Annotated in this window: 24 protein-coding genes; 3 read left to right on the forward strand and 21 right to left on the reverse strand. The window is 62.5% G+C overall.

Features of this window, described 5'->3' with window-relative positions; all coding sequences use genetic code 11:
* Nucleotides 1-600 precede the first annotated feature (600 nt).
* The 14 genes from PY310_RS18055 to PY310_RS18120 all read right to left on the reverse strand — a co-directional run bounded on the left by PY310_RS18055 (nt 601) and on the right by PY310_RS18120 (nt 12,486).
* Nucleotides 601-1,452: an IclR family transcriptional regulator gene (locus PY310_RS18055; RefSeq protein WP_275215850.1), complete on the reverse strand. Its 852-nt coding sequence runs from the start codon at nt 1,450-1,452 to the stop codon at nt 601-603.
* Nucleotides 1,449-2,195, reverse strand: a complete 747-nt coding sequence (gene phtC / locus PY310_RS18060; protein WP_275215851.1) for a 3,4-dihydroxyphthalate decarboxylase — start codon at nt 2,193-2,195, stop codon at nt 1,449-1,451. Before phtC (PY310_RS18060) ends, PY310_RS18055 begins: the two co-directional genes overlap by 4 nt.
* Nucleotides 2,195-3,427, reverse strand: coding sequence for an NAD(P)/FAD-dependent oxidoreductase (locus PY310_RS18065; RefSeq protein WP_275215852.1), 1,233 nt, complete (start codon nt 3,425-3,427; stop codon nt 2,195-2,197). The genes phtC (PY310_RS18060) and PY310_RS18065 overlap by 1 nt, the downstream gene beginning before the upstream one ends.
* Complete coding sequence (locus tag PY310_RS18070; RefSeq protein ID WP_275215853.1) at nt 3,428-3,622, reverse strand: ferredoxin; 195 nt, start codon at nt 3,620-3,622, stop codon at nt 3,428-3,430. It lies immediately after the preceding gene.
* Between the two features lie 17 nt (nt 3,623-3,639).
* The gene (locus tag PY310_RS18075) at nt 3,640-3,978 is read right to left on the reverse strand and encodes a hypothetical protein (protein WP_275215854.1); all 339 of its coding nucleotides are present in this window, start codon (nt 3,976-3,978) and stop codon (nt 3,640-3,642) included.
* Nucleotides 3,975-4,574, reverse strand: a complete 600-nt coding sequence (locus PY310_RS18080) for a 3-phenylpropionate/cinnamic acid dioxygenase subunit beta (RefSeq protein WP_275215855.1) — start codon at nt 4,572-4,574, stop codon at nt 3,975-3,977. The genes PY310_RS18075 and PY310_RS18080 overlap by 4 nt, the downstream gene beginning before the upstream one ends.
* Nucleotides 4,575-4,577: 3 nt before the next feature.
* Complete coding sequence (locus PY310_RS18085; RefSeq protein ID WP_275215856.1) at nt 4,578-6,041, reverse strand: Rieske 2Fe-2S domain-containing protein; 1,464 nt, start codon at nt 6,039-6,041, stop codon at nt 4,578-4,580.
* Between the two features lie 132 nt (nt 6,042-6,173).
* Nucleotides 6,174-7,037 (reverse strand): aldo/keto reductase, encoded by an 864-nt coding sequence (locus tag PY310_RS18090; RefSeq protein WP_275215858.1) that lies wholly within the window; start codon nt 7,035-7,037, stop codon nt 6,174-6,176.
* Nucleotides 7,027-8,253 (reverse strand): MFS transporter, encoded by a 1,227-nt coding sequence (locus tag PY310_RS18095; RefSeq protein ID WP_275215859.1) that lies wholly within the window; start codon nt 8,251-8,253, stop codon nt 7,027-7,029. The genes PY310_RS18090 and PY310_RS18095 overlap by 11 nt, the downstream gene beginning before the upstream one ends.
* An 89-nt stretch (nt 8,254-8,342) precedes the next feature.
* A complete protein-coding gene (locus PY310_RS18100) occupies nt 8,343-8,999 on the reverse strand; it encodes an N-carbamoylsarcosine amidohydrolase (protein WP_275215860.1) in 657 nt (218 codons plus the stop codon).
* A 70-nt stretch (nt 9,000-9,069) separates the two neighbouring features.
* The gene (locus tag PY310_RS18105) at nt 9,070-9,870 is read right to left on the reverse strand and encodes an ABC transporter permease (protein WP_275215861.1); all 801 of its coding nucleotides are present in this window, start codon (nt 9,868-9,870) and stop codon (nt 9,070-9,072) included.
* A complete protein-coding gene (locus PY310_RS18110) occupies nt 9,867-10,640 on the reverse strand; it encodes an ABC transporter permease (protein ID WP_275215863.1) in 774 nt (257 codons plus the stop codon). The genes PY310_RS18105 and PY310_RS18110 overlap by 4 nt, the downstream gene beginning before the upstream one ends.
* Before the next feature lie 23 nt (nt 10,641-10,663).
* Nucleotides 10,664-11,491: an ABC transporter ATP-binding protein gene (locus tag PY310_RS18115; protein WP_275215864.1), complete on the reverse strand. Its 828-nt coding sequence runs from the start codon at nt 11,489-11,491 to the stop codon at nt 10,664-10,666.
* A complete protein-coding gene (locus PY310_RS18120; protein WP_275215865.1) occupies nt 11,488-12,486 on the reverse strand; it encodes an ABC transporter substrate-binding protein in 999 nt (332 codons plus the stop codon). Before PY310_RS18120 ends, PY310_RS18115 begins: the two co-directional genes overlap by 4 nt.
* Nucleotides 12,487-13,022: 536 nt before the next feature.
* On the opposite strand from PY310_RS18120, the gene PY310_RS18125 reads away from it, so the two are divergent.
* Nucleotides 13,023-13,667, forward strand: coding sequence for a lipoyl protein ligase domain-containing protein (locus PY310_RS18125; RefSeq protein WP_419095521.1), 645 nt, complete (start codon nt 13,023-13,025; stop codon nt 13,665-13,667).
* A gap of 60 nt (nt 13,668-13,727) precedes the next feature.
* On the opposite strand, the gene PY310_RS18130 is transcribed toward PY310_RS18125, so the two are convergent.
* The 3 genes from PY310_RS18130 to PY310_RS18140 all read right to left on the reverse strand — a co-directional run bounded on the left by PY310_RS18130 (nt 13,728) and on the right by PY310_RS18140 (nt 16,897).
* Nucleotides 13,728-14,753 (reverse strand): Bug family tripartite tricarboxylate transporter substrate binding protein, encoded by a 1,026-nt coding sequence (locus PY310_RS18130; RefSeq protein ID WP_275215868.1) that lies wholly within the window; start codon nt 14,751-14,753, stop codon nt 13,728-13,730.
* An 84-nt stretch (nt 14,754-14,837) separates the two neighbouring features.
* Entirely contained in the window at nt 14,838-15,389 is a 552-nt protein-coding gene (locus PY310_RS18135) for a tripartite tricarboxylate transporter TctB family protein (protein WP_275215869.1), read from the reverse strand.
* Entirely contained in the window at nt 15,386-16,897 is a 1,512-nt protein-coding gene (locus tag PY310_RS18140; protein ID WP_275215870.1) for a tripartite tricarboxylate transporter permease, read from the reverse strand. The genes PY310_RS18135 and PY310_RS18140 overlap by 4 nt, the downstream gene beginning before the upstream one ends.
* A 257-nt stretch (nt 16,898-17,154) precedes the next feature.
* On the opposite strand from PY310_RS18140, the gene PY310_RS18145 reads away from it, so the two are divergent.
* Both PY310_RS18145 and phtC (PY310_RS18150) read left to right on the forward strand, forming a co-directional pair.
* A complete protein-coding gene (locus PY310_RS18145) occupies nt 17,155-18,048 on the forward strand; it encodes an NAD(P)-dependent oxidoreductase (RefSeq protein WP_275215871.1) in 894 nt (297 codons plus the stop codon).
* On the forward strand, nt 18,048-18,767 hold the full coding sequence (gene phtC, locus PY310_RS18150; RefSeq protein WP_275215872.1) for a 3,4-dihydroxyphthalate decarboxylase: 720 nt from the start codon (nt 18,048-18,050) through the stop codon (nt 18,765-18,767). The genes PY310_RS18145 and phtC (PY310_RS18150) overlap by 1 nt, the downstream gene beginning before the upstream one ends.
* Nucleotides 18,768-18,964: 197 nt before the next feature.
* On the opposite strand, the gene PY310_RS18155 is transcribed toward phtC (PY310_RS18150), so the two are convergent.
* The 4 genes from PY310_RS18155 to PY310_RS18170 all read right to left on the reverse strand — a co-directional run bounded on the left by PY310_RS18155 (nt 18,965) and on the right by PY310_RS18170 (nt 23,001).
* The gene (locus PY310_RS18155) at nt 18,965-19,552 is read right to left on the reverse strand and encodes a helix-turn-helix domain-containing protein (RefSeq protein ID WP_275215873.1); all 588 of its coding nucleotides are present in this window, start codon (nt 19,550-19,552) and stop codon (nt 18,965-18,967) included.
* A gap of 91 nt (nt 19,553-19,643) precedes the next feature.
* Nucleotides 19,644-20,183 (reverse strand): 3-phenylpropionate/cinnamic acid dioxygenase subunit beta, encoded by a 540-nt coding sequence (locus PY310_RS18160; RefSeq protein ID WP_011689767.1) that lies wholly within the window; start codon nt 20,181-20,183, stop codon nt 19,644-19,646.
* Nucleotides 20,183-21,592, reverse strand: a complete 1,410-nt coding sequence (locus tag PY310_RS18165; RefSeq protein WP_275215874.1) for an aromatic ring-hydroxylating oxygenase subunit alpha — start codon at nt 21,590-21,592, stop codon at nt 20,183-20,185. The genes PY310_RS18160 and PY310_RS18165 overlap by 1 nt, the downstream gene beginning before the upstream one ends.
* A 155-nt stretch (nt 21,593-21,747) precedes the next feature.
* A complete protein-coding gene (locus PY310_RS18170) occupies nt 21,748-23,001 on the reverse strand; it encodes an NAD(P)/FAD-dependent oxidoreductase (protein ID WP_275215876.1) in 1,254 nt (417 codons plus the stop codon).

Raw genomic sequence — 23,001 nt, forward strand, 5'->3', positions numbered from 1 at the left:
TGATGCGCTAACTCCGGCGACAGGTCTGGGTCCCGGGCGGACGGCAGCACGCTAGCGAAGAACGCAAACGGTTTTCCGCCTACAATCTTTCTCGAGGTAACCATGTTCATGAAGTGGTCGTTTCAGCCACACTGATCTTCGGCTGGTTGCTTACGGCTGACGAGCTGGTCGGGAGCCTGAGCCGGAGGCGCTCCGATGCACGACCCGGCCGCAGAGAAGGGGCCTGCCCCCATCGGCCGCGTGGCCGGCTGAATTCTGGACCGCGGCGACGTCCCTGGCCCGAAGGCCCCAATGACCTCCCCGACGCCCGTGAGGCCACCTACCGAGCAACGTCGAGAAAACGATCTCCCAGTAAGCGTATGGCTGCCACGGGCGGCACCAGTTACAGTGCCGCCGTGACCCGGCGTATGGCACAGTCCAATGCCGGATCCTCGTAAAGCCAGGTCTCGCGTACGGCGTCGATGCCCCCGGGGCGGCAGAAATCAGCCACTAGTCGGCTCCACCGTCACCCAGATCTTGGATGGACCCCCACGCTATGGAAGGCAAGGAGAGCGATCCCGTCAACGAACCAGGAACCAAGGGCGCCACCGCGCTGTGAGGCTAAAGCAGCAGTCCTTGAAGGTCCTCAGCGGAGGTGCGAAGCATTTCTCCGAGTTCGGCTCGCAGCTTGTCGGACATGCGATGGGCGGGCACCGAAACGTTTATTCCGTAAAGCGTGCCGCTCGGCCCTGCAATGGATACGGCGACCGAGGTCACCCCGTCTTCGCTTTCTTCCCTGCTTGTCGCGTAACCAATGCGGCGAATCTCCTTAAGTTCGGCTTCAAGGTCAACCCGCGACGTGATTGAATTTGCGGTCAGGCCTGGGAGTTCCTTCTTCGGGTAGAGCGCATGTAGCTGCTCCTGGGTGAGCCGGCTCAGCATCGCTTTTCCTGTAGCAGTGCAATTCGCCGGTAACGTGAGGCCTTGTCGGGAACCTACCCTCACGGCCCTTGAGCTTTCGATGGCATCGATGAATTGTGCATCTGTCCTCTCGAGCCGGGCGAAGTGGACCGTTTCCCCTGTTTGTTGGAACAGCTGTTCAAGGACAGGGCGGGCGAGGGTCCTTATGTCCACTTGGCGCCTGATGGCGAAAGCAATTGAGCTGAGCGCCTGGCCCGGCTCATAGGCGCGAGTAGCCGGATTTTGCCGCACGAAGCCCCGGTAGAGCAACATCCCCATAAGCCGGTGCGCCGTCGAGGATGCGACTCCCAGATAGTTACTCGCATCTGTCAACCGGATGCTGGGTTGGGTTTCGAATAGCAGGAGCAGTCGCAATGCATTGTCAACAGATTCGATACGGTACTGCGGGGGCGGACCGTTTCTGGACTCGGTGTCTTTATTTGTTGACTGCATGCCTGACATCGTATCCAGCGCGGGTGCGGGTCTCTGTTTTCCTTTGGTGGCTAGCTTCACTCGGCGGCCTTCAGCCTGGCGAGTTCGTGTCTCCAGGCCGTTTGGGTGTTGAACGATCCACCAAGGTCAGGAAGTTCAGCCATGTCCGAGTCCGGAAGGTCTGCGAGCTCTCCCCCGGATGCCGTCACCTGGAGTGACAACCCAGCAAGGGTATCTACGCTGATCGCCTGGAGCACTGCTTGCTCCACAGTCTCGGCGGCGCTGGTCAGCCCATGGCCGCGGAGCAGCACTATAGGACGGTCGCCCATGGCGTCGAGCATTTCAGCCGCAAGCTGGCGGTTCCTGACCAGCACTCCTCGCGGGTATACGGGTACCCCGCCTGCTGCCAGGCGGGTGCCGGGAATATCGAAGGCTCCGACGATCGGGCGGATGCCAAGCCCTGCAAGGTCCGCGGCGACAACACGTGGGGGATGCGCGTGGACGACCGCGTTAGTGTCTGCGCGTTGCCGTAACAGTTCGGTGTGCAGCGGAAGTTCGTTCGGGACGGCGTAGCCTCCCTCCAGCTCGCTCTCGGCAGCAGGGTTGCCGTCGATGTCTACCAGGCGGATGTCGCTGGCTTCGGTGAATGCCAGTCCTCGCTCCCGGGGGCCCCTGCATCGAACGAGCAGGCTGTTCTCGCCCATTCGTAGGCTGATATGGCCAAGGATTCCGTCTGCCAGGCCGCGGTGCGCCAGAACACGGCAGGCCAATGCAATGGCTTCCCTTTCCGCTGCGTGTGCCAGGGGCGGCTGAGTTTGTCCCATCACGACGCCGTCAGCGGCTGGTGGTCCAGCATCGGTTCTAGTTTTTCCCGTAGTTCTTGGACCGTGATTCCCGTCCCCATGCCCCGGCGGCATGCCAGAAGGGCCTTTGGCCAGTTTACGATCGCTGCACCGCTCAGGTTGGTACCGTCGACTGTGTAGAGGGCCGCAAAGCGGCCGTGAACTTCGGGATGCCCGATGGTAACGTGTTCGGCGTTTCCGCCTACCCTGCCTACGACCTGGATCTTCCAGTCGTGTTGGTCGCTCCAGACGTATTCGACCGGGGTGTAGGCGCGGGGGTTCTCCGGATGGGTGATGTTGTAAGCCACGCACGCTGCCTGCTCGACGGCGTTCGTCCAGTGCTCAATCCGGATATCCTCGCCGTGTTTTTGGTGCCGCCACCGTGCAACGTCGCCGACACCGTAGATGTGCGGGGCGTCCACCGTACGGCAGTATTCGTCGAGCACAAGTCCGTTGTCCACGAGCAGACCGGAAGAACCGAGCCAGGCATCATTGGGAACGGCGCCGATTCCGACGAGGACTGTTGCCGCTTCCAGGTTCTGGCCGTTGGTGAGCCGCAGGGTGAAGGAGCCCTGTTCGCCGTCGATGGCCTCGACCCCGGTACCAAAGATCGTCGTCACGCCGTTGCTGCGGTGAAGGTCTCCGAACCACTGTCCGACTTCCGCGTTGAAGATGCGGCTCATGGGGACGGGGAGGGGGTCAATGACTGTTACTTCCAGACCGAGTCCTCGGGCTGTCGCCGCGGCTTCTGCGCCGATGAAACCCGCGCCGATGACAGCCAGCTGCCCCCCCTTTGCAAGATCTGCGCGCAGGCTGCGGGCGTCGTCGAGGGTACGAAGAACATGGATGCCGGGCCGGTGTCCCCAGGGGGAGGGCCGGGCAAAGGCGCCTGTGGCTATGACCAGGTTATCGAAGCGCAGAGCTTCACGGCCCTGCAGCTGGAGCAGGTTTCTTGCGACGTCGATCCCGGCAGCGGCATGTCCAAGCTCGAGCTCTATTCCCAGTTCCTGCGCCTGGTCGCGGTTCAGCAAGCAGACGGAGTCTTCGGTCGCTGTACCCGCTAGGACGGCCTTGGACAAGGGTGGTTTGTCGTAGGGCAGTTCTGTTTCTTCGCCGACGAGGACGATGCGTCCTTTGTATCCCTCCAGGCGTAGGGACTGTGCGGTGCGCACGCCCCCGATGGAGGAACCGACGATGATAGTTACTGTATCCAATTAGTCCTCCACTATCAGGGCGGAAACGGGGCAGCTGCGGGCTGCCTCGACGACGCGGGCTCGGTCAGCCTCCGGTACTTCGGTCTTGAGGAGGACTACGATCCCGTCATCGTCCAGATCGAAGTAGTCGGTCGCCCCGACAACGCAGTTGGCGTACCCTTGGCAGGCTTCTAGGTCTGCTTTTACGACAGGCATGTTCAAAGCTCCTTGGCCTAAGTGTTGCTGTTCTTCTTGAATTGGGGCGGCCGTTCATCCTCGGTGATGAGCGGACCGAAGGGGTTTCCGATCATGGCGGAGAACGTTGCCGGTGCCTGCCAGGTCAGTGACTCGAGTTCCAGGGGGCACAAGGAGACCCACTGGCCGGAGCGTGGGGAGGTGATCATCAGCCGGGAACCGTTGCGTGTCTCCACCCTGCTGATGTGCACTTCGGAAAACTCATTGGCAATGACGATCGGGGCGCCGGTGGTGTGTGCTTCCAGCCGGAGGCGTTCCTCTGCCGCGCGAATGGCGGCAAGGCGGTCTTCTTCCTCGCCTTCCCATCCGATTTTCATAGGAATATGGCCAGGTTCTGCATGCGGATAACCGATTCGTCCACCATGATGGTTCGGCGGGCAAGTTCCCATCCTGTTCCGGTACGGCGCAGAAGGTCTTCCCGGCCGGCGGACACCGTGGCGGCTTCACGAACGTCACCCCTGCTGCGGAAGAGCAGGACTGCCGAATCCACGATGATTTCGTCGGGATTGTCTGTGCGGAATGTTCGAACGTTCGTGACGTAATGGCGCAACCGTGAGGGCGGGTCTTCTGTCCAGGCATGCTCGGTGGCGAAACGCGCTACCCGTCGGCTGAGCGAGTACCTGTTTTCGTCGAGGTGGGCCATGCCGGGGGACGTGGTGTATCCGGCGCCGAGGGCGGTCGTTACCCGGACGGGCATGAGGTAGTGCACGTCTTCAGCGATTCGTGCCATCCAGGCGTCGTAGTCCTGGGCGTCCAGGAGATAGGCTTCATCAACCAGCCAGCGGTGCGCCTGAAGGTGGAGCGCGTCGTCGAACGGGAGGGATTCTCCTGTTCTCTGTGTGCGGGGGGCATGGCCGCCCAGAACGGACTGTTCGGAAAGGGTCTTGCCGTTGGGGTCGGCTTCAACACTCATGGCTTAGGCCTCCTTTGTGATGATCTGGGCGGCCGGGACAACGGTGCTTCCGGCGGTGGCCAGTGAAGGGTCCGCCCCGTCGGCCGGGGGTGCCTGAATCGGGTCGGTGCCGACGTGCAGTTGGGCCGCCTTCTCCATCGGCCGTTCAAGGTGGTCGGCCCACCGCCGCAGCAGTTCACGCTGGTTGTATTCGCTGTAGCCGATCCGGGTGGAACCTGGCCCTGAATACTCATCGGAGGTCAGCGGTTCTACAACGTTCTGCCCGTTTTCCAGCATGCCCATGCGGCTGTTGAGCAGCAGGCGTCGGGCCATCGGGCCACCCGCCGTGCTGGTCAGCGAGACCCAGTTTTCAACGTCATCCTGTTCGAACATGCCGCCGCTGCCGAAGCACATGAGATAGGCCTTGTACGAAAGCGCCTTGAATTCCTCAGAGGCGTTCTTGTCCACGGCGAACCAGGAAACGATCTCGGTCTCGTCTTCGCTGATGGGCTGCCATTGGCGGATGGAGATAAATGGGAGAACTTCGTCGGAGTCTTCTTCTACACGGGGCCAGTTATGGACGAAGCTCATGTTTGGGAAGACCGAGGCGGCCGACACCATGAACCCGTCCTTGCCCACGACATCAAGCTGCTCCTGGCTCCACTGTTCCTTCATCCGTGCGATCATGTCGTCCGGGTAACCGACGTAGCGCAGCCGGTCTTCCAAGGTGCCTTCGGGAAGCTTGTAGGTGGTTCCGCCGCCGTTACCGGCCCAGTATGTTGTTCCGTCCTTGCGCTTCTCCGCCTTTGGCTCGCGGAAGAGGCCAATTTCGACCACCGACGTGTGCGTTTGGGGCGTGTGGTACATGTCGCCGGCGAAGTTTTCGGCACCGATCTTCCAGTTCGCCTTGACCCGCCACCGCTGAGGGCCGCGGAGTTCAATGCCGTCAGCACTTTGCTTGGTGTAGTAGTCCATGTAGAACTTGAAGTCGCCCAGGAAGTCCTCGAGGGGTTCCGCGTCCGGATCAAGGCTAATGAAAATCAGCCCGTTATATACGCCGAGGGACGGGGCGGGAAGCAGGGTCTGCCCTTTTTTCTTGAAGCCCTCTTCGCCGCCGTAGGCCTCCTTATGGAACGGCAGGCCCACAATGCGTCCGTCATTGCGGTAGGACCAGCCGTGGTAGGGGCAACGGAAATGCGAGGCGTTTCCCATCTCGGCGCGGCAGACCTGCATTCCGCGGTGCAGGCACATATTGAAGAGGGCGCGGATTTCGCCCTTTTCATCGCGGGAAATGATGAATGAGTCTTCCAGCACGCGGCGCACCACGTAGTCGCCGGCTTCTGGCACCTCCGACTCATGGGCGACGAAGAGCCAGCTCCGTCCGAAGAGGCGCTCCTTTTCGAGTTCGAAGATCTCCTTGTCGTTGTAGATGTGTGCAGGAATCATGCCTCGTTGCACGTCCTGGATGACGCTGGTCTGATCTGTCATGAAAGGTCTCCTTCGTTGGGCCCGCATGCTGACTTCTCTGTGTTGCAGAGAATATTTCTGTATTCAAGAGAATGACTGAAAATGTGACGTTCGTCAACCCCTGTCACTTCAGGGGGAGGAGCATAGGCCGAGTCAATGGCCATTTTCGGGTGAGTCAGAATCACGGGCGGCCTCTTCGCCCCTGTCCAACTTCCGAATCGAGGCCATCTCTCCCGCGGTGAGCGAGAAGTCGAAAACGGATAGGTTTTCTTTGAGCCACAGAGGGTCGGATGCTTGCGGGATGGGGACGATGTCCTGTTGGACATGCCACCGCAGCAGGACTTGGGCTGGAGATTTGTCCAGGCGCTGAGCGATCTCGATGATCAGCGGATTCGCCCGCAGACCGGAGGACCGACCGATAGGACTCCAGGCTTCGGTGACTATTCCCAATAACCTGTGGACAGCGCGCGGCTCAGTCCGGGCAAGGTCGGGGCTCAGTTGGATCTGGTTTACGTCCGGCACTACTCCCGTTGCATCGATAATGTCCTTCAGGTGGGCGGGTTTGAAATTTGAAACTCCAATGGCTTTTACACGGCCCTCCTCCAGCAACTTCACAAGGCCCTTCCAGGCGTCCACGTACTTGCCCAAGGCCGGAACCGGCCAGTGACACATGAACATGTCCAGATGGTCAAGGCCGAGTTTGCGCAGGCTCTCGTCGTAGGCGCGCTGCACTCCATCGATGCTGTGGGACTCTTTGTTGAACTTGCTGGAAATAAATAATTCGGATCGGGGGACGCCGGCGGTGCGGATCCCCCGGCCGACCGCTTCTTCGTTTCTGTACTGGAACGCAGTGTCGACCAGGCGGTAACCGCTCTGCAGCGCGAAACGTACCGCAGTTTCGCACTCGTCGTCCAGCATCGGCCAGGTTCCCAGGCCAAGCCGGGGAATGGTGTGTCCGTGCGGCAATTTCAGCCGGGGAATGTCCGAAGCAGTGGTATCAGTCGTTTCAGTTGTCATCGGGCACCTTTTTCTCGGGAGCTTCAAGCTGAGTTTGTTGGAACGGCCTGCCTGGACCTGATTCTGTTGGCGCGATCTGCGCTGGATCTTTTCTGCGGATACTTCCAGCTGCTGGAAGGGTCATGAGGACGCCGGCCGTGACCAGCGCTGCGGCAACAGGGACCACGCTGACCAGCAGTGCCATCACAAACGGTGTCAGGAAGAGCGCTGAAGCCCGTACCGTGCCAGTCAGGGCGAGAGCATCCCCGCGTTCTTCCGGATGCACTTCATCTGCAGCTATCGCCGGTCCGACAGTCTGAAGGATCCCGGCACCAACGCCGGAAACAGCAAGGGCGGCGGCGGCGGCAACTGCGGCACCAGCCAGTGGCCCCGCCGCGGCCAAGCCCGCCCCCGTGGCCAAGAGGCCTGTGAGAAGGGACATCCTGTTTCCCCGCCTGCGCAGCCAGCTCGCAGATGCACTTCCGGCCAGAACGGCAGCGTTGGGTATGGCTACCAGGATGCCGATGACGGCGACGGGTTGTCCGGCAAGGGAGAGCACGATGGGAACGTAGGAATCCAAGAGGCTCTTCCAGGCGCCCGCTCCAGCGTTCATCCAGCACGCGGCATCGACGCCAGGCCGCCGCCAGAGGCCTCGCGCCATTATTCCGCCTGTGGCATGCTCCGGAGCGAACACAGGAAGCCTGGTCAGAAGGGCTGCAGGGATGACGGCCGCCGATCCAGCCACTGCACCCACGATCAGCGGCAGCGGTGCCGAAAGTTCCCACAGATAACCTGCAAGCGCAGGCCCCAGCAGTGCTCCCACCCCTGCGGCGAGATTCACGTCAGTCAGTCCCTTGACAGACGAGGTCGACATGCGGACGGCGTGCGTCTGGCTGCTGGTCCAGAACAAGGCTCGAGCCGAGCCTTGGACCAGCTGGGATACTACGAAAATTGCCAATGCATCTGAGACTGCGATCAGAGCGCACGACACGGCAATCATGAGCGCTGCTCCCACGAGGAGGGCTTTGTCGGGAACCCTGCGCATCAGTGCGCCCAGGAAGATCCGGGTCACCAACTGCGAGACTGCTGCAAGTGCAACCATCATTCCGACTTCGACCGCGCTGTAACCCACGGCAATGGCCAATATTGGCACCACCACTGCCAGGGTTCCGAGGGCGAACGAGAACAATACCGTCGCGGCAATGCTCAGGATTCTGTCAGCGCCTGACAGGCCCACGGTCTGGCCTTAGCAGGATGATGGCACGTCGCCCTTGGGTCGGAGTTCGGGTAGAGAGCCGGCACGGCGATTTCTTCGCCGTGCCGGGCTTACCCGCGGACATGTTCGAGATAGGTGTTTGCTTCTTCCAGCCCGACAACATCGCCGTATTTGTTGTCAATGTCGAAAAGGCTGGCGAGGTGCGGCAGTTCGGCCCGGTCTCCGACGCCCTCCTCAACAACGATGGTGTGGAATCCGTAGGAACATGAATCCACGGCGGTAGCCCGGACGCATCCGCTGGTGGTACAGCCAACAATGAGCAACGTATCGATACCCCTGGACACAAGTCGCGCGGCAAGGTCCGTACCAAAAAAGCAGGATGCATACTTTTTCACGAGCAACATTTCAGTGCTTTGACGCTCGAGCCTATCGTCAAGCTCCACCCATTCGCTTCCCTCAACCAACCAGCTATTGGACGGAATTTTTTGGATCCACTTGCCGGCTTCCTGCAGGTCCGCATCGTAAGCAACTGTCGAAAAGATCACCGGGACGGTCGCGGCCCGAGCCCTGGCGAGAAGTTCCTGAGTCGCTTCAAGCTGTTCGTCAAGATCCCCTGCCAATGGGGATCTCGAATCCGTGAATCCGCGGATCATGTCAATCACCAAAAGCGCCGGTCGGCTCCCGAAGCCGATCCTTCCGCCCAGTCCCTTTTCCTTGAATTGGGACATTAACCTCTGGTATTCCTCTCGGGCAGCAGTCGCAGACATGCTTTCCCCTTTCTTAGAGCGTTTCAGTACTCAGACACGCAGGCAAGCGGGCGTGCAGGCCCCCTGGGGGCTAGACCTTGTTGCCCAGCCGCCGTTCGACTGCCCACAGGGCGAGGTTCCCGGCCAGTGCGATTGCAGCGAGGAGCACGATGATGCCGTACATGGTAGGCAGGTCCAGCATGCCGTAGGCCCGCAGCGCCAAAAGCCCGAGACCGGCCCGCGCAGCGAAGAATTCGGCGATGATCACGTTGATGAACGCGATACTGAAGCCAATACGGATGCCAACCATGAGCGAGGGTGCCATGGCCGGAACGTATATCTTGGTCACGGTCTGCAGCGGGGACAGGCTCAGCGAGCGTGCCAGCTTGGGCAGGAGCGGGTTAATGGCACGGACGCCTGCGGTCGTTGAGACCATGATGGGGAATACCGCTGCCAACGCGGCCATCGCCGACTGCGCTCCCACACCCACTCCGAAAATCTGGAGAAGGATGGGAAAAAAGATTACGCGCGGGATGGCGAAGGCGCCTGCGACTATGGGATCGAAGACGGCACCGAGAAACTTACTCCGCCCAATGGCATAGCCCAGTGGAAAGCCTATGGCAGCGGCGATGAGGAAACCGATAGCCACCGCCTGCAAGGTCGCATTGAGGTGCCGGTAAATGGAGCCATCGGCGAAGCGCTTCGCCAGCGCGTTAAGCGAGTCAGAGGGCGAAGCGACGAGGTCACTCATGGAAGATAGCAGCGCCCACAGGAGCACCAAGGCCACCAACACGGCAGCACGCCACACGTTGTCCCGGATGACCCTGGATCTGTTCGCACTCTGTTGAGTGGTGACTGTCGGCAACGAAGGAATCGTTACATCGGTACTCACAGCATGTCCCTTCTGATGCGTTTCTCCAGCCAGGTAAGCACGCTGTTGACCAATACGCTGAGAACGATGACAACAGCGATATAGGCCCACATGTCTGCTGTGTTCAGTTCCCGGTAGTAGAAGCCGGCGCGGAAGCCGACTCCTTGGGACGCGAGGATGAACTCCATGGCAACGGTGCCGATGACGGCGTAGATAAATCCGAGCTTCACGCCCGGGAAAATAAGCGGCGTCGCCGCCGGAAAAAGAACTTTCAAGTAGTACTGCCGCGGGGAGGCGCTGACCGAATTGGCGAGCTTGTGAAGAATAGGCTTGATGGCGTTCAGGGCAACCATCGTGGTCAGCGCAATTGGAATCAGGGACATCGATGCGGCTATAACGATGATCGGTCCCGCGTTGAGTCCCATCACGGCCAAAAGAACCGGATAAAACAACAAAGTGGGCATTGCATAGCCCGTGACGATGAAGGGCTCAAGGATGCGCCCTGCAGCCGGTACCCGCCACAAGAAAACCCCGAGCGGGACTCCCAGCACAAGTCCGATGGTGAACGCCACCAGAATGGTGGTAAGGGTTCGGGCTGCGTCCTGGCCAAACTGTTCCGTCGGGACGATCGAGGCCAGCCGGGCCAGAATCTCCGATGGCGGCACCATGAGGGACCGGCTGATCATGCCGGTTCTGGTAGTGAGCTCAAGGACAACCACAAGCGTCACAATGATTGCCCAACGGACCAGCGATGAACGCGGTACCACAGCGGCCTTTTGCTTGGCCGGCACGGCCGGGGTCTTCTCCAGAACGCTCACGCCAGCCGCGCCCCTGGTCCCAACGTTTTCTCCGCCTCAACCTTTACCAGCGCCCAGAGGTGGTCTTCCAACTCACGGAACCTTGGCAACGCGTGGGTTCCCTCCGGTCGGGGCCGGGGCAGATCAATGGTTACCACCTCTTTGACAACGGAGGGCCTGGCTGACATGACCCAAACCTCGTCGGAAAGGTACACGGCTTCCTGGATATCGTGGGTGATGAAAAGGACTCTATTGCGTGTCTTTTCCCAGATACGGAGCAGTTCCCGGCCGATGAACTGCCGGGTCTGCTGGTCCAAGGCGCCAAAAGGTTCATCCATGAGCAGGACGCGCGGCTCCATGGCCAATGCCCGTGCGATCGCAACACGTTGCTTCATTCCTCCGGAAAGCTGGGCGGGGCGGTGGTCCTCGAAACCGGTGAGCCCGACAAGTTCAATCATTCGGCGCGCTCTCTCATGGCGCTCAGCTTTCGGAACGCCTTTGACCTCGAGGCCGAAGGCAACATTGTCCAGTACCGTGCGCCAGTGCAGGGTGGAGTCCTCTTGAAACACCATGGCAGTGTCCCGCCGGGGGCCGGTCACGCTTTCACCGTTGATGCTGACCGAACCCTGCGTAGGCTTCAGCAGGCCGCCGACCATGTCAAGCAAAGTGCTTTTTCCGCAGCCGCTCGGGCCGATAACGGAAACGAATTTGCCTTCCGGTATGGCACCCGAAACGTTAGCGACTGCGTGGGTGACTCCCGTCGCGGTACCGAAAGTCATTCCGATATTGTCGAAAACGACGTCACTGTCGTGTCCTACTGAATCGATCGGGGATATCTGGCTCATGAAAGGAAGTTCCTCATAACGATGGCGTTCATGTCCGGTTCTTTGGTGATCTGGCCTTGTTCTTTACCGGCGGCGACGACGGCGGCCAGCTGGGCATCGGTGAAGTCCAGGCTGTAGAAGTTCTGCGAGTTCTTCAGCGCCTCAAGAGCCACCTTGGGCTCGTATTTGATTGCCTTCCCGTAGGCGTCGGCGGCCTTTTCGAGGTCGTTGGTAATCAGGTCCATCGCCTTCTTGAGCGCACGGCCCCAGCCCTTCAACGCCTCGGTATTTTCATCGATGAAGGATCCTGTCGCCACGAGGCAGGTGTCCGACCAGTCCGTTACGTAGTCGCGGGAACGCCAGATCACCTTCGCTCCGCTTTCAGAGGCGATTTTCTCGGAAAGCGGCGAAGCCGTCCACGCTACGTCAACAACTTTCTGGGAGACGGCGGTCCACGAATCGCTCGCTGAGCCGACGCTGATAAGTTCAACGTCCTTGCCCGGGATGATGCCAGCGGCCCGCAGCGTGCGGTCTGCGAAATACGAGGAGTTTGATCCTGGCGTGCTGACTGCCACTTTCTTGCCCCTGACATCCTCAATGGAAGTGACGGGAGAGTCGGGCAACGCAATGAAGTCAACAGAAGCCGCCGTATAAACATTGCCGAAGATTTTTACGTCCATGCCCTTCTCGGCCGCGATAAACACCGGAATAGTGGACGACGTACCGAAACCTATGCCCGATTCGATTCCTCGAACAGTGTCAAGCCCCCCTGGGAACTGAATATGCTCAAGGGTCAGCCCCTCTTCCTCGTAGTAGCCCTCCGCCTGGGCGATAAAGAAGGGGGCGGAATGAATAAGACTGGCCAGACCAGTAATAGCAACGTCGCCGGAATATCCCTTCTTACCTCCACCGCCGCTGTCCTGGCCGCACCCCGTGAGGCCTCCCAGAAATAACGTCCCGCCAGCTGCCGCTGTGATCTTGATAAATCCGCGGCGTCCCATTGGTTCAAAACTCATTCGGCTCTCCCTCATCTTCGTGTCAGATCCGTGGTTGTTCAAGTGAAACACATCACTTTACTGCTGTCCAGATAAAAGTTCTGTAGAGCAGAGGGCATCGCTGGGCCTTTGTTCTTTGATCGCCCCCTGATGTCGTTCTAATGGCTTCGATGCCCGCTCTGCCGTTGCGACAACGGGACGGTGGGTGTTCAAGCGCCGACAATCAAAGGCGGTGATGTGGCTGCAAAGGAATGGTCAGGGGCCAGCAAACGGTAGTGGTTCGAAAGCCCGCAGGGCTCACCCTCCAGGCCCGATAGTCCCTCGTCCAAGTATCGGACTGGACCGCGGTCGTCCTAGAAGACCGGCTCGCCGGCGATCGGGGAACGCTTCACACGCCTGGGTTGGCCCCTTCCCCAGCGAACGGGTCGGAAAACTTGGACATGACGGGGACCAAGGATCGGGGGAGCCGAGGATCCGGTAGTGTTTCGACCGTTCATTGAGATTGTCACTGACTTCCGCCGCCCGTTCGTCCGAACCAGGCCCCGTATGATGGAAGCATGCGTCCGTGCTGGGAGCTTCACGTGGAGCCGGAGCCGCGAGCTCCCCTCGATGGCGTCGCCCGCGACCTCCGCCTCGTTTCGGACGTCTCTGCGGGACGACGGGAGGCGGTGATGCGTCTCTGGCAGCCGGACCGGACCGTCGTGCTGGTCACGGAGGAAGCATCTCGCACAGCGCCGCGAGAGGACGTGCCCGTTGTTGCGCGCCCCACGCCCGGTGGGCAGTGGCTCGCTGCCGGCCCCGCGGTCATCCTTTGGTCGACCATCGCCACCAGGGAAACGCTCGGGATCAGCGGAACGGAGGACGCGCTCGAAGCCGCGTCCGAATGGGTGCTCGCCTCGTTGCGCCAGCTGGGAATGCAGGTGAGCCTGCAGGCAGGCGGAACGATTTGGACACCGATGGGCGTGGTCGGCGCTTGCGCGGTCCTCAAGCAGGACGGCGTCATCCTCGCGCAGGGCATCGTCGATTATGCAATGGATGCGGGTGATTGCGTGGGGACCGATCCGGTGTCGGCGGAGAACGTCCGTAGCCAATCGGGCTTGCCCTTGCCGCTCGTTATCGATCGTTTCGCGCGCATGGCGCGCACGCTCTTCCGGGCAAAGGTCATCTCGCCGGCATCCGGGTCGGCCTTACCTCGGTCCTGACGCAAAGACGGGGTGTGTCCCAGGAGGGTTTCTGGGACACACCCTGTTGAACGTCGGTGGTCAGCCCGTGTAGGCCTTCGTGATGAGGTCGACGTACTCCTGTGGTGAGCCCATCACGTCGTTGACGAGCTTCTGCACGTCGTCGCCGCTCGTATAGTGGACCGGCCGCTTGGTGTCGGCGGCAGCCTTGATGAAGGCCTTGTCGGTCATGACCTTCTCGAAGGCGTCGCGGATTGTCTGCAGCGTGCCCGGGTCCATTCCTGGGGGGGCCGCGAGGAGGCGGCCGCTGGAAATGAGCTTCGTGTGCAGCGTTGCGAGTTCCTTCTGGTCGCCCTTCACCACGTCGAGGAGGTTGTCGACATCCTTGATCTCCTTCTCGCCGGTGTTCTCGCCGATGACGAGGATCGGTTTAAGATCGCCGGCATTGATACCTGGCTGCTGGCTGCCGAACGAGCGCGAATGCAGCTCGACGTTGCCCTGGATAACGTTGAGGCTGGCCTCGTTGCTGGACTTGAAACCGGTCACGACCTGGTTGTCCATGCCAAGGAGCTGGTTCAGGACTACGGCGTCGATGTACTCGTTTGAGCCGGGGCCGGTGGCCGCGAAGCGTTTGCCGGAGATGTCGTCCACTGACGCGATGCTGGAGGACTTGCTGGTGGCGAGCACGTCGGGTTCGGAGCTGATTTGGCCGATGTAACTCATTGTCTTCGCGTCGTACCGGACGCCGTTGGTCTTAGCGATCGCAGCACCGAGGTGGCCGGGGCCGTTCAGCAGCACGAGGGTTTTCCCGTCCGGCTTGGCGTGCACGGACTCGTTCGTGGCGAGGATGCCGCCCGCGCCGGGCTTGTTCTCGACAATTACTGTGGCGCCGAGCTCGTCGGCAAGCTTCGGGGCCAGCATGCGGGCGTAGGCGTCGTAGCCCCCGCCCGGGTCGAACGGGACGACCAGCGTGATCGTCTGGTTTTTCAGTTTGGCCGCGGCGTCCTCCGGGGAGGTTGACGCGCCGGTGGCACCTGCCGACGAGCAGCCTGTTAGTGCGCCGCCGGCGAGGGCGAGGGCAGCGAGGCCGAGTGCGAGCTTACGCATTGGGACGGGTCCTTTCGATTTTGGTGCGCCCGGACCATAGGCGGCCGGGCGGTGACGCGGGAAGGAGAGTAGGGGAACGGGCGATCAGGCGAGGCCGAGCAGCCCGCCCGGCAGCGGCAGTTTGAGGGCGATCGCGAAGACCACGTAGATGACGCCGCCGAGCAGGGCCGCGTAGATGGCGGCGAACCACCACGACTTGGCGGTTTGGAAGCGCAGGTAACCTACGGTGAAGGCGACCATGGCGAGGTAGATACCGAAGACCGACAGTGCGACAAAGAAGCCGCCGAGCCAGCCGAGCGAGGTGACCCAGTCCCGCGTCGAGAGGTTCTTGAAGAACTCGTACTCCTGCTCGGCCACCGACTTGGCGGCCTCGGGCACGTTGGTCTTCGGGGCGGCCGGCTTGGGCGGGAAGAACAGCACCCGTAAGAGTAGGGAGGCGCTGGCAACCACACCCACGCCGCTGACGCCGAGAGGGAAGTAGGCGGCGAGGTCCCTCCAGCCCGTGGCCATCAGGAACGCCGCGACGAACACGACGAGCAGCACGGATGTGATGATCAGATCGGGCTTGTGCACGTGGCGCCCCCGCGAGCCGCCCTCGCCGTCGCCGTCGATGGAGTGGATCATTTCGGTGCTCATACGAGACCTCCGGTGGCCAGGAGCTCGCGCTTATCGGCGCGCTTTTTGCGAGCGGTGCGGACCGCGGTGAACAGAATCATGCCGGCGATGATGATCTCGATGACGATCACGCCGGGCCGGCTGAGCCAGTTGAACTGGAACAGCGCGTAGCTGACGGTGAAGTACCGCTCGAGGATTTCGCCGAGCACCAGGCCAAGCAGCAGCGGGATGCGGGGCCACTTGAAGCGGCTGCACATCACGCCGATGGCGAGGAAGACTAGCATGATCCAGACGTCGTCGAGCGAGCTGGTGTTCGAGAATGCGCCGATGGTGAGCATCGTGATGAGAAACGGTACGAGCAGCCTTCCGGTCACCGAGGTGAGCTTGGCAAGGGGGCGGATCAGAAGGTAGCCGAGGATGACAGCCGCGATCGTGCTCAGCACAATGATCCACACGAGCGAGAGCGTGACGTTGAGGTGCTCGCCCAGCATCTCGGGGCCAGGATTCAGGCCGAGGATCAGGAACGCGCCGAGTAGCACCGCCATGCTCGCGCCCGACGGCACGCCGAAGGCGATCGTCGGTACGAGGTGGCCCCCGTCCTTCGCTGTCGTGGTCGCACCTGCGGCGATCACGCCCTCGATCGAACCGTTGCCGAACTCCTCGGGATGCTTCGAGGTTTGCTTGGCGTGGCCGTAGGCGATGAACTGGGACACCGATCCTCCGAGACCGGGCATCATTCCCAGGACGGCACCGATGGCACTGGTGCGCAGCATCAACGACCAGTGGCGGAAGGAGTCCTTGACGCCGACGAGGATGCCGCCAAGGTGTGGCGGCACAGCAGTCTTGGTGTCACCGTCTTTGTCGAGCATGGACTGCAGCACTTCGGCACCGCCGAGGAGACCGACGACGACGGGGACAATGCCGATGCCCTCCCAGAGGTGCAGGCTTCCGAAGGTGTACCGCTCGATGCCGAGGTTCGGATCGAGCCCGACGAGCGAGAGGAGCACGCCGATCGTGGCCATGACCAGGCCCTTGTGGATGATACCGCCGGAGAGCGACGCGATGAACGTCAGGCCGAGCACGGCCGCGGCGAACAGTTCGGGCGCGCTGATGCTCAAGATGAGCGGCCGCATCACCGGGATCAGCGCCATGAGCAGGACCGCACCGAAGATCGACCCAATCGCCGAGCTGGACAGGGAGGCGCCAAGCGCGCGCCCGGCCTGCCCCTTCTTATTAAGCGGATAGCCGTCGAGCACCATGGCTGCTGCCGTTGGCTCACCCGGGATCCCGAACAGGATTGAGGTGAAGTCGCCGGCGATCGCGGAGACGACGTACATGCCCAGCAGAAGCGAGAAGGCCGGCACCGGATCCATGCCGAAGGTCACGGGGATGAGCAGGGCGAGCGTGACCGCACCGCCGATGCCCGGGAGGATGCCGACGAGGAAGCCGATCACAACGCCGATAAGCAGCATGATTAGCGACATCGGGCTGAGGGCCTCGCCGAGCGCGCTCCAGATTGCGTCAAGCATTGGCGCTCCTTTCTGGCGTCCTTGCCAGGTCGATCCCTGTAACGCCCGTACTCAAAGCAGGGCAAGGGGTTTTCGCGGTCCGGAAAACTTATCTTCAGGAGCTTATGGCCATTGGTCTTGCCATGTCAATGGACTAACCAATATGTTTGTGAGGCGATATCGCTCCGCGAGAAGCAGATGCCGCCCGGGACGAAGATGCCTGAATCAGGTTGCGGCAGCGGTGCATTCCAGGCAATGGTGCATGAAAGGTGAAAGTTATGGATCCACATCACGTGGGAGTAGTCGGACTCGGAGGGATGGGCAAGGCCCTCGCCGCGAGTCTCATCGCGGCCGACCATTCGGTGGCGGTATGGGACCGGCATACGGATCGCGTCGCGACAACGGCGATGATCGGGGCCACTCCGTCGGTGAGTCCCCGCCAACTCGCAGAACAGAGCCATGTAATTTTCCTTGCCCTGCCGAATCCCACGGCAGTGCGTGAGGTGCTCTATGACGAGGAGGCCGGAGTGCTTGCCGGGCTTCGTGCGGGTGCGCTGATCGTGGATATGACGACGGGAGACCCGGAACTCGCGCAGGACGTCGCGCAGCGTGTCGCGGCGCTTGGCAACGGTGCCCGCTACGTCGATGCGCCGGTGTCCGGCACGGCCCCGAACCTCACCGTCATGATTGGCGGCGAGGCGGGGGTACTCGGCGGCGCGGAGTCAATCGTGCAGGACGTCGCCGGGACGCTGCTCTACGCGGGCGCCCTGGGGGATGGCTTCGCCACCAAACTCGTGCACCAGCACGTGAAGTACGCGACCCATCTCGCTGTGGCCGAGGCCCTCGTCATCGCCCAGCAGGCTGGTCTTGACGTCGCGAAGGTGATCGATGCGCTCGAGCGGTCAAGCGGTGTCGTCGGCGGGTTCAAGGGCGTCGTTGAGTACTACAGCGGAAACAAGCGAGCGGTTGCAAAGCATGCGCCCGCAACGACGATCGCCAAGGACATGAAGCTGGCCACCGCTCTCGCCGACTCGCTCGGTGTTACAAGCGCAACGCTGTCGGCCGCCGCGGAATTCTTCGGAGCCGCCGCGGAAGGAGACTACGCGAAGCGTCCCTACCCCGAGAGCACGGAACTTCTGACACAGTTGCGTACGACCGTGCGGGAGAGCTGATGGCGTTCGACGCATCGGCACGAGAGCTACTCGCCGAGGCCTGCCGAATTATCGCCCACGCCGGGTTAGCGGAGGATGTCCTCGGCCACGTAAGCCTGCGGACCGAGGCCGGCATCGCGATCCGCTGTCGCGGGCCACAGGAGAGCGGGCTGCTGTTCACCCAGCCGGGGGACATCCACGAGGTCGTCCCCGAGCGCGCGCTTGAGGGGGGATTCCAGGCGCCGAATGAACTTCCGATCCATGCTGAGGTGCTGGCGGCGCGCCCTGACGCGCAGGCGGTGGTGCACGCGCACGCTCCTGCGGTCATCGCGGCCGACCTCGCCGGTCTCGCCCTGCTACCCGTGGTCGGCGCGTACAACATCCCGGCAATGCGCATGGCCGCTGAGGGGATCCCGACCTATCCGCGCAGCCTACTGATCAACACGGCCGAGCTTGGACGGGAAGTCGCATCCGCCCTCGGCACGGCACCGGCGCTGGTTCTGCGCGGACACGGGATCGTGACGGTGGGCGCGACGGTCGAGCAGGCCGTCGTACGCGCGCTGAATGTGGAGATCCTGGCGCGGATGCTTGTGAACGCGAGCTCGATGGGAACAGTGAGCTACGAGGTCCCGGAAGCTGATATGGCGGTGATGCCCGATCTCGGCTCAACGTTCAACGACGGCTTCGTCTGGAACTACCACCGAGCGCGGCTTGGACACGCCGGACTCGCTGTACGCTGAGCGCTACGTGAACACGGTCGATGCCCGCCCGGCACCCCTGCCGGGCGGGCATCGACATTCATTTGGGCGCAGCGCGTACTGCGCGGCCGCAGGGTGAAGCCGGCGAGCGATCTGCTTCTGCCCCTGCTGAGCCATACGGGTCGATGGGCCGGCGGCATTGATCGCGGCGATCGTTGCGCCACGCGGATCCTGGACGGTCATCGCCAAGGACGTGACGCCATCCGGACGAGCGTTGAGCGCAGCCCAGCTGGCGGATCTGAGCAAGCTGCACTTCGAGGGCGGCGATATCGACGTCCTGGGCAGCGAGCCCGCGCAAGCGTCCCCGCGAGGTGGTCGGGTGGGAGATCTGCAGGCATCGCGCCCCCATGACGCGGGTATGCGCAGGGAACACCTGACCTGCGCGATCCGCTATTCGCAGTTGCTCGCGGTCCCTCGACGCTGTACACGTCGCGGACGTTGTCGCCTTCGAGGACGGCGAGGTGGACGGACTCGTCCAGTCTTAGGGCCAGATCCGCGAGAATGGGACGTGCCAGCGAGCCAACATCCATATTCCACACGGCAGACGGGCCCAAGTCCAGAAGCACCGAGCCCGGGACGCACGTCCGGACCCCGGGCTCCTGCCGGATGAAGCCGTAGGACCGCAGCATCGCGAGGGAGCGATGGGCGGTGGATGCCGAGACGCCGAGCTCGTGCGCGGCGTCGGGTAAGCGGAGGAACTGCCGCTCTTTGAACATCAGGAGGAGACGGAGTTTCGGCAGCCGTATACTGCAGTCTTCTCTCAGCAAAAGGTTCCCGCCCTGCGGAAGGTGCCGGGGAGAGCACTTTCAGCAGGGCGGGAACGAGGGAGGGAGCCGTCGTCTGGGACGGCGCCCATCATCAGAGGAAGACGGAAAGGTTCTTCGCGAGTAGCACTGTCTGGTCCAGCAGCAGGTAGCGGTTAGCGACCTTCCACCCGTCATCCGTCTTGCGGAGGGTGTCCTTGCGGCGGCCGACGAAGAAGTCGGTCTCGTCGGCCACGCGGTTACGGTAAACGAGGAATCGGCTCGAGAGCTTGACCTCGGGCCAGGTAACTTCCTCGATGCGGACGTTCGTCACCAGGTGCGAGACCCGGGAGACGGGTTCCTCGGCCCAGTGCACGCCGGTGGCGAGCTGCATCACGCGCAGCTCGACAGTAGATTTCGGCTCATCGAACCAGCAGACCTCGGACCCGGCCTTCGTCTCGCCGCGGGTGTCCGCCTCGGCATATTCGACGTTCATACGCAGCGGAACGCTGTACTGGTAATCGTCTGCGAGCAGATCCAGCCACTCGTTATAGCGGCGCTCGTCCAGGAGGTCCGCTTCGATGAACAGAAACTCGGAGACCTCCTGCAGCAGCGCCCAGCGGTCCTGTCCCTTCGAGTAGTCCGGCGTCGACATCAGTGGTTCACCTTCCCTGCGGCGGCTTCCGCAACCGCGTCTTCCTCTTGACGGCGAATAATCGCGTCAATCCGGTCGTCCGACTTCGCGATCTCGAGGAGCTCGTCCCAGCTGAGGTTGTCGACGAACTCCGACCAGCGGCGGTAGAAGGCCCGGGCGTTCACCTCACCGGAGATCGCGTGGTTGGAATGCACCGCACGATCGAGCTCAGAGAGCTGCTCGGTGCCGAGACCCTGCTGATAGTTGTACGGGTACCGCTGGGCGACAACGCCCTTGGACGCCTGGGTAGCGTAGTCCCAGTTCTCCATGTCGTCCTGCTCGGTCATGCCCGCAGGGCCGCCATAGCGCATGTAGTACTGGCGCAGCCACTCACGCACGTGCTCGGGGGCCTTCTTATCGGTGAGGAACCAGCGCCACACCTCGGTCTCGGTGGGGCTGATCGGATGCGCCACGAGGATGCTCCGCGGGAAGCCGGCCGCGAATGACATGTTCGGGAACATCGTGGCCGGCCCGCGACCGCCGAGGAGGCGGCCCTCCGCGTCCAGGCGCTCCTTGCGGGTCGCCCAGGCCTGGTCAAAGTACTCGTTCATCTCCGGCTCAACGAACTGGGGATAGGCGATTTCATAGGCGAGGTTGTCACTGGCGCCATGACCGTTGCGGAACGAGGTCTTCATACGGCCGGTCGAGTGGCCGCCCTCGTCCTGACGTTCGCCGTGGCGGCGCTTGCCGCGGCCGCCCGGGCCGATGCCGATGGCCTCGACCGAGGCGTGCGTCGATGCGCCGTGGTAAGTGTCGCCGAGAAAGTTTTCAGAAACGAACTTCCAGTTCGACTTGATGCGCCACTTGAGTACACCGTGGAAGACCTCGGTGTCGCCGGGGGTGCCATCGAAGGCGTCGGCAAGGTTGTCCAGCCACCAGTGGAAGTCGCCGGCGTAGTCAAGGAAGTCCTCCGCGTTTTCGTCCCAGTTGGCGAAGACGAGGCCCTTGTAGTTGTAGACCTTAGGGCAGCGCACAAGGCCCCAGTTCTGCTTCTCGAGCTTCCCGCTGTAGGCGGCCTTCATGTGCGGGACGCCGAAGAGGTCCCCTGGGACGTTAACCAGGCTGCCGTCCATCGAGTAGGACCATGCGTGATAGGGGCAGGTGAACTGCATGGTGTTGCCCTCGTCATAACGGCACACACGCATGCCGCGGTGGCGGCAGGAGTTCAGCAGCACGTAGATCCCGCCGTCCACGTCGCGTGTGAGCAGGACCGGGTCGCTGCCCATCCACGACGAGAAGTAGTCGCCCGGATTGGGGATCTGCGAGGCATGGCCCACGAAAAGCCAGGCACGGGGGAACAGATTCTGCATTTCGAGATCGAAGATCTCCTGGTTGAAGAAGACCTCGCGGCTGATCTGTCCGGTTTCCAAGTCGACCAGATCTCGGGCGCGGCGCGGGTCCTCGGTCTGAGATGCGGTAGTGGGACACGTTTCTGACGTGGGACAGGTTTCTGAACTGGAGCAGATGTTTGTGGTCATCGTGAAAACTCACTTTCGTGTACGGAACGGGAAGAAAAGGACCGGCTTCAGACGGCGGCGACAAGGCGTGCGCCCGCTGCGAGTTTCTCGAGCTCGCCGAGCATTTCGGCGGTCGTCGGTTCGAGCGGCATCAGGCGGCGCACGGCGACCATGCCGCGGGGCCAGCCGAAGGTGACGACCGCGCCGCAACCGTCGTCATCGCCGTGCGTGTAGATCGCGATCCGACGCGGGATGGGGCCGTCCAGTGTCAGGAGTTCCACGTGGGCGTCCTGATCAGGGTGTCCGGCGACCTGAATCTTCTCGCCGAACTGGTCCGACCAGAAGTAGGGGGCCTCGCGGTATCCGATCGGATCCTGCGGGTGCAGGAGGTTGTGGGCGACGACGGTCGCCTGGTCGGCAGCGTTCGTCCAGTGGCCGACCCGGCGGAGCTTGGCGGAGTGGACGTCGTAGAAGTGAGCGACGTCCCCCAGGGCGTAGACCCCGGCCGCGCCGAAGGCTCGGCACCGGGCGTCCGTGATGACGCCGGTGTCGACCCGTATGCCCGAGTCCCGGAGCCAGGAGGTGTTGGGCTCTGATCCGATGCCGGCGACGAGGACGTCGGCGTGGATCCGCTCCCCGCCGTCCAGTGTGATCACGGCGCCGCTGCCTTCACGGGCGATCGAGGCGATGCGTGCATCCGTGCGCAGGTCCACGCCGCGATCGCGGTGGGTGGCCGCGATGTGCGCACCGACGACGGCACCGAGGCTGCCCTCGAGCAGTGTGCCGCCGCGGGTGATGATCGTGACCGGAAGGCTGAGCTCGCGGGCCACGGACGCTGCTTCGGCGGCGATGAACCCGCCGCCTACCGCGACGACGTGGGCCCCATGGCGGAGCTGATCGCGAAGGGCATCAGCGTCGGACGCCGTGGCGATAACGTGGCCGATCGGTTCACCGTCATCCGCGACCAGGCGCCGAGGCGAGAGACCGGTTGCGATCACCAGTGCGTCGTAGCCGATCACTTCTCCGTCGGAGAGCGTGATCTGGCGTTCCTGCACATTCAGCGCTGTGGCGTGCGCCGGGATGACCGTTGCGTCCACGGACGCCCAGCCACCGGTGATCAGGTCGAGCTGCGCGCGGGACCAGACGCCGGTCAGATACTCCTTGGACAGTGGCGGGCGGTCGTACGCCTCCCCGGCCTCGGGCTCGATGACGATGAGTTCGCCGGAGAAGCCCTGCGAGCGTAGTGCCTGTGCGGTGCGTGCACCAGCGACGGAACCGCCGACGATGACTATGCGCGTCGGAGGAGCGGCGGGGGTGGGCAC

Origin of the sequence: Pseudarthrobacter naphthalenicus (assembly GCF_029076445.1) — a bacterium.
In the GTDB taxonomy this organism is placed as follows: domain Bacteria; phylum Actinomycetota; class Actinomycetes; order Actinomycetales; family Micrococcaceae; genus Arthrobacter; species Arthrobacter naphthalenicus.

Bases quoted from the DNA above. Each gene is read 5' to 3' on its own strand.
- PY310_RS18070 (WP_275215853.1), bottom strand. From the start codon at position 3,622: ATGCCTGTCGTAAAAGCAGACCTAGAAGCCTGCCAAGGGTACGCCAAC.
- PY310_RS18090 (WP_275215858.1), bottom strand. From the start codon at position 7,037: ATGACAACTGAAACGACTGATACCACTGCTTCGGACATTCCCCGGCTG.
- PY310_RS18075 (WP_275215854.1), bottom strand. From the start codon at position 3,978: ATGAAAATCGGATGGGAAGGCGAGGAAGAAGACCGCCTTGCCGCCATT.
- PY310_RS18100 (WP_275215860.1), bottom strand. From the start codon at position 8,999: ATGTCTGCGACTGCTGCCCGAGAGGAATACCAGAGGTTAATGTCCCAA.
- PY310_RS18135 (WP_275215869.1), bottom strand. From the start codon at position 15,389: ATGAGCACCGAAATGATCCACTCCATCGACGGCGACGGCGAGGGCGGC.
- phtC (WP_275215872.1), top strand. From the start codon at position 18,048: ATGGCGTTCGACGCATCGGCACGAGAGCTACTCGCCGAGGCCTGCCGA.
- PY310_RS18085 (WP_275215856.1), bottom strand. From the start codon at position 6,041: ATGACAGATCAGACCAGCGTCATCCAGGACGTGCAACGAGGCATGATT.
- PY310_RS18080 (WP_275215855.1), bottom strand. From the start codon at position 4,574: ATGAGTGTTGAAGCCGACCCCAACGGCAAGACCCTTTCCGAACAGTCC.
- PY310_RS18160 (WP_011689767.1), bottom strand. From the start codon at position 20,183: ATGTCGACGCCGGACTACTCGAAGGGACAGGACCGCTGGGCGCTGCTG.
- PY310_RS18130 (WP_275215868.1), bottom strand. From the start codon at position 14,753: ATGCGTAAGCTCGCACTCGGCCTCGCTGCCCTCGCCCTCGCCGGCGGC.
- PY310_RS18120 (WP_275215865.1), bottom strand. From the start codon at position 12,486: ATGAGTTTTGAACCAATGGGACGCCGCGGATTTATCAAGATCACAGCG.
- PY310_RS18145 (WP_275215871.1), top strand. From the start codon at position 17,155: ATGGATCCACATCACGTGGGAGTAGTCGGACTCGGAGGGATGGGCAAG.
- PY310_RS18125 (WP_419095521.1), top strand. From the start codon at position 13,023: ATGCGTCCGTGCTGGGAGCTTCACGTGGAGCCGGAGCCGCGAGCTCCC.
- PY310_RS18115 (WP_275215864.1), bottom strand. From the start codon at position 11,491: ATGAGCCAGATATCCCCGATCGATTCAGTAGGACACGACAGTGACGTC.
- PY310_RS18140 (WP_275215870.1), bottom strand. From the start codon at position 16,897: ATGCTTGACGCAATCTGGAGCGCGCTCGGCGAGGCCCTCAGCCCGATG.
- phtC (WP_275215851.1), bottom strand. From the start codon at position 2,195: ATGGGACAAACTCAGCCGCCCCTGGCACACGCAGCGGAAAGGGAAGCC.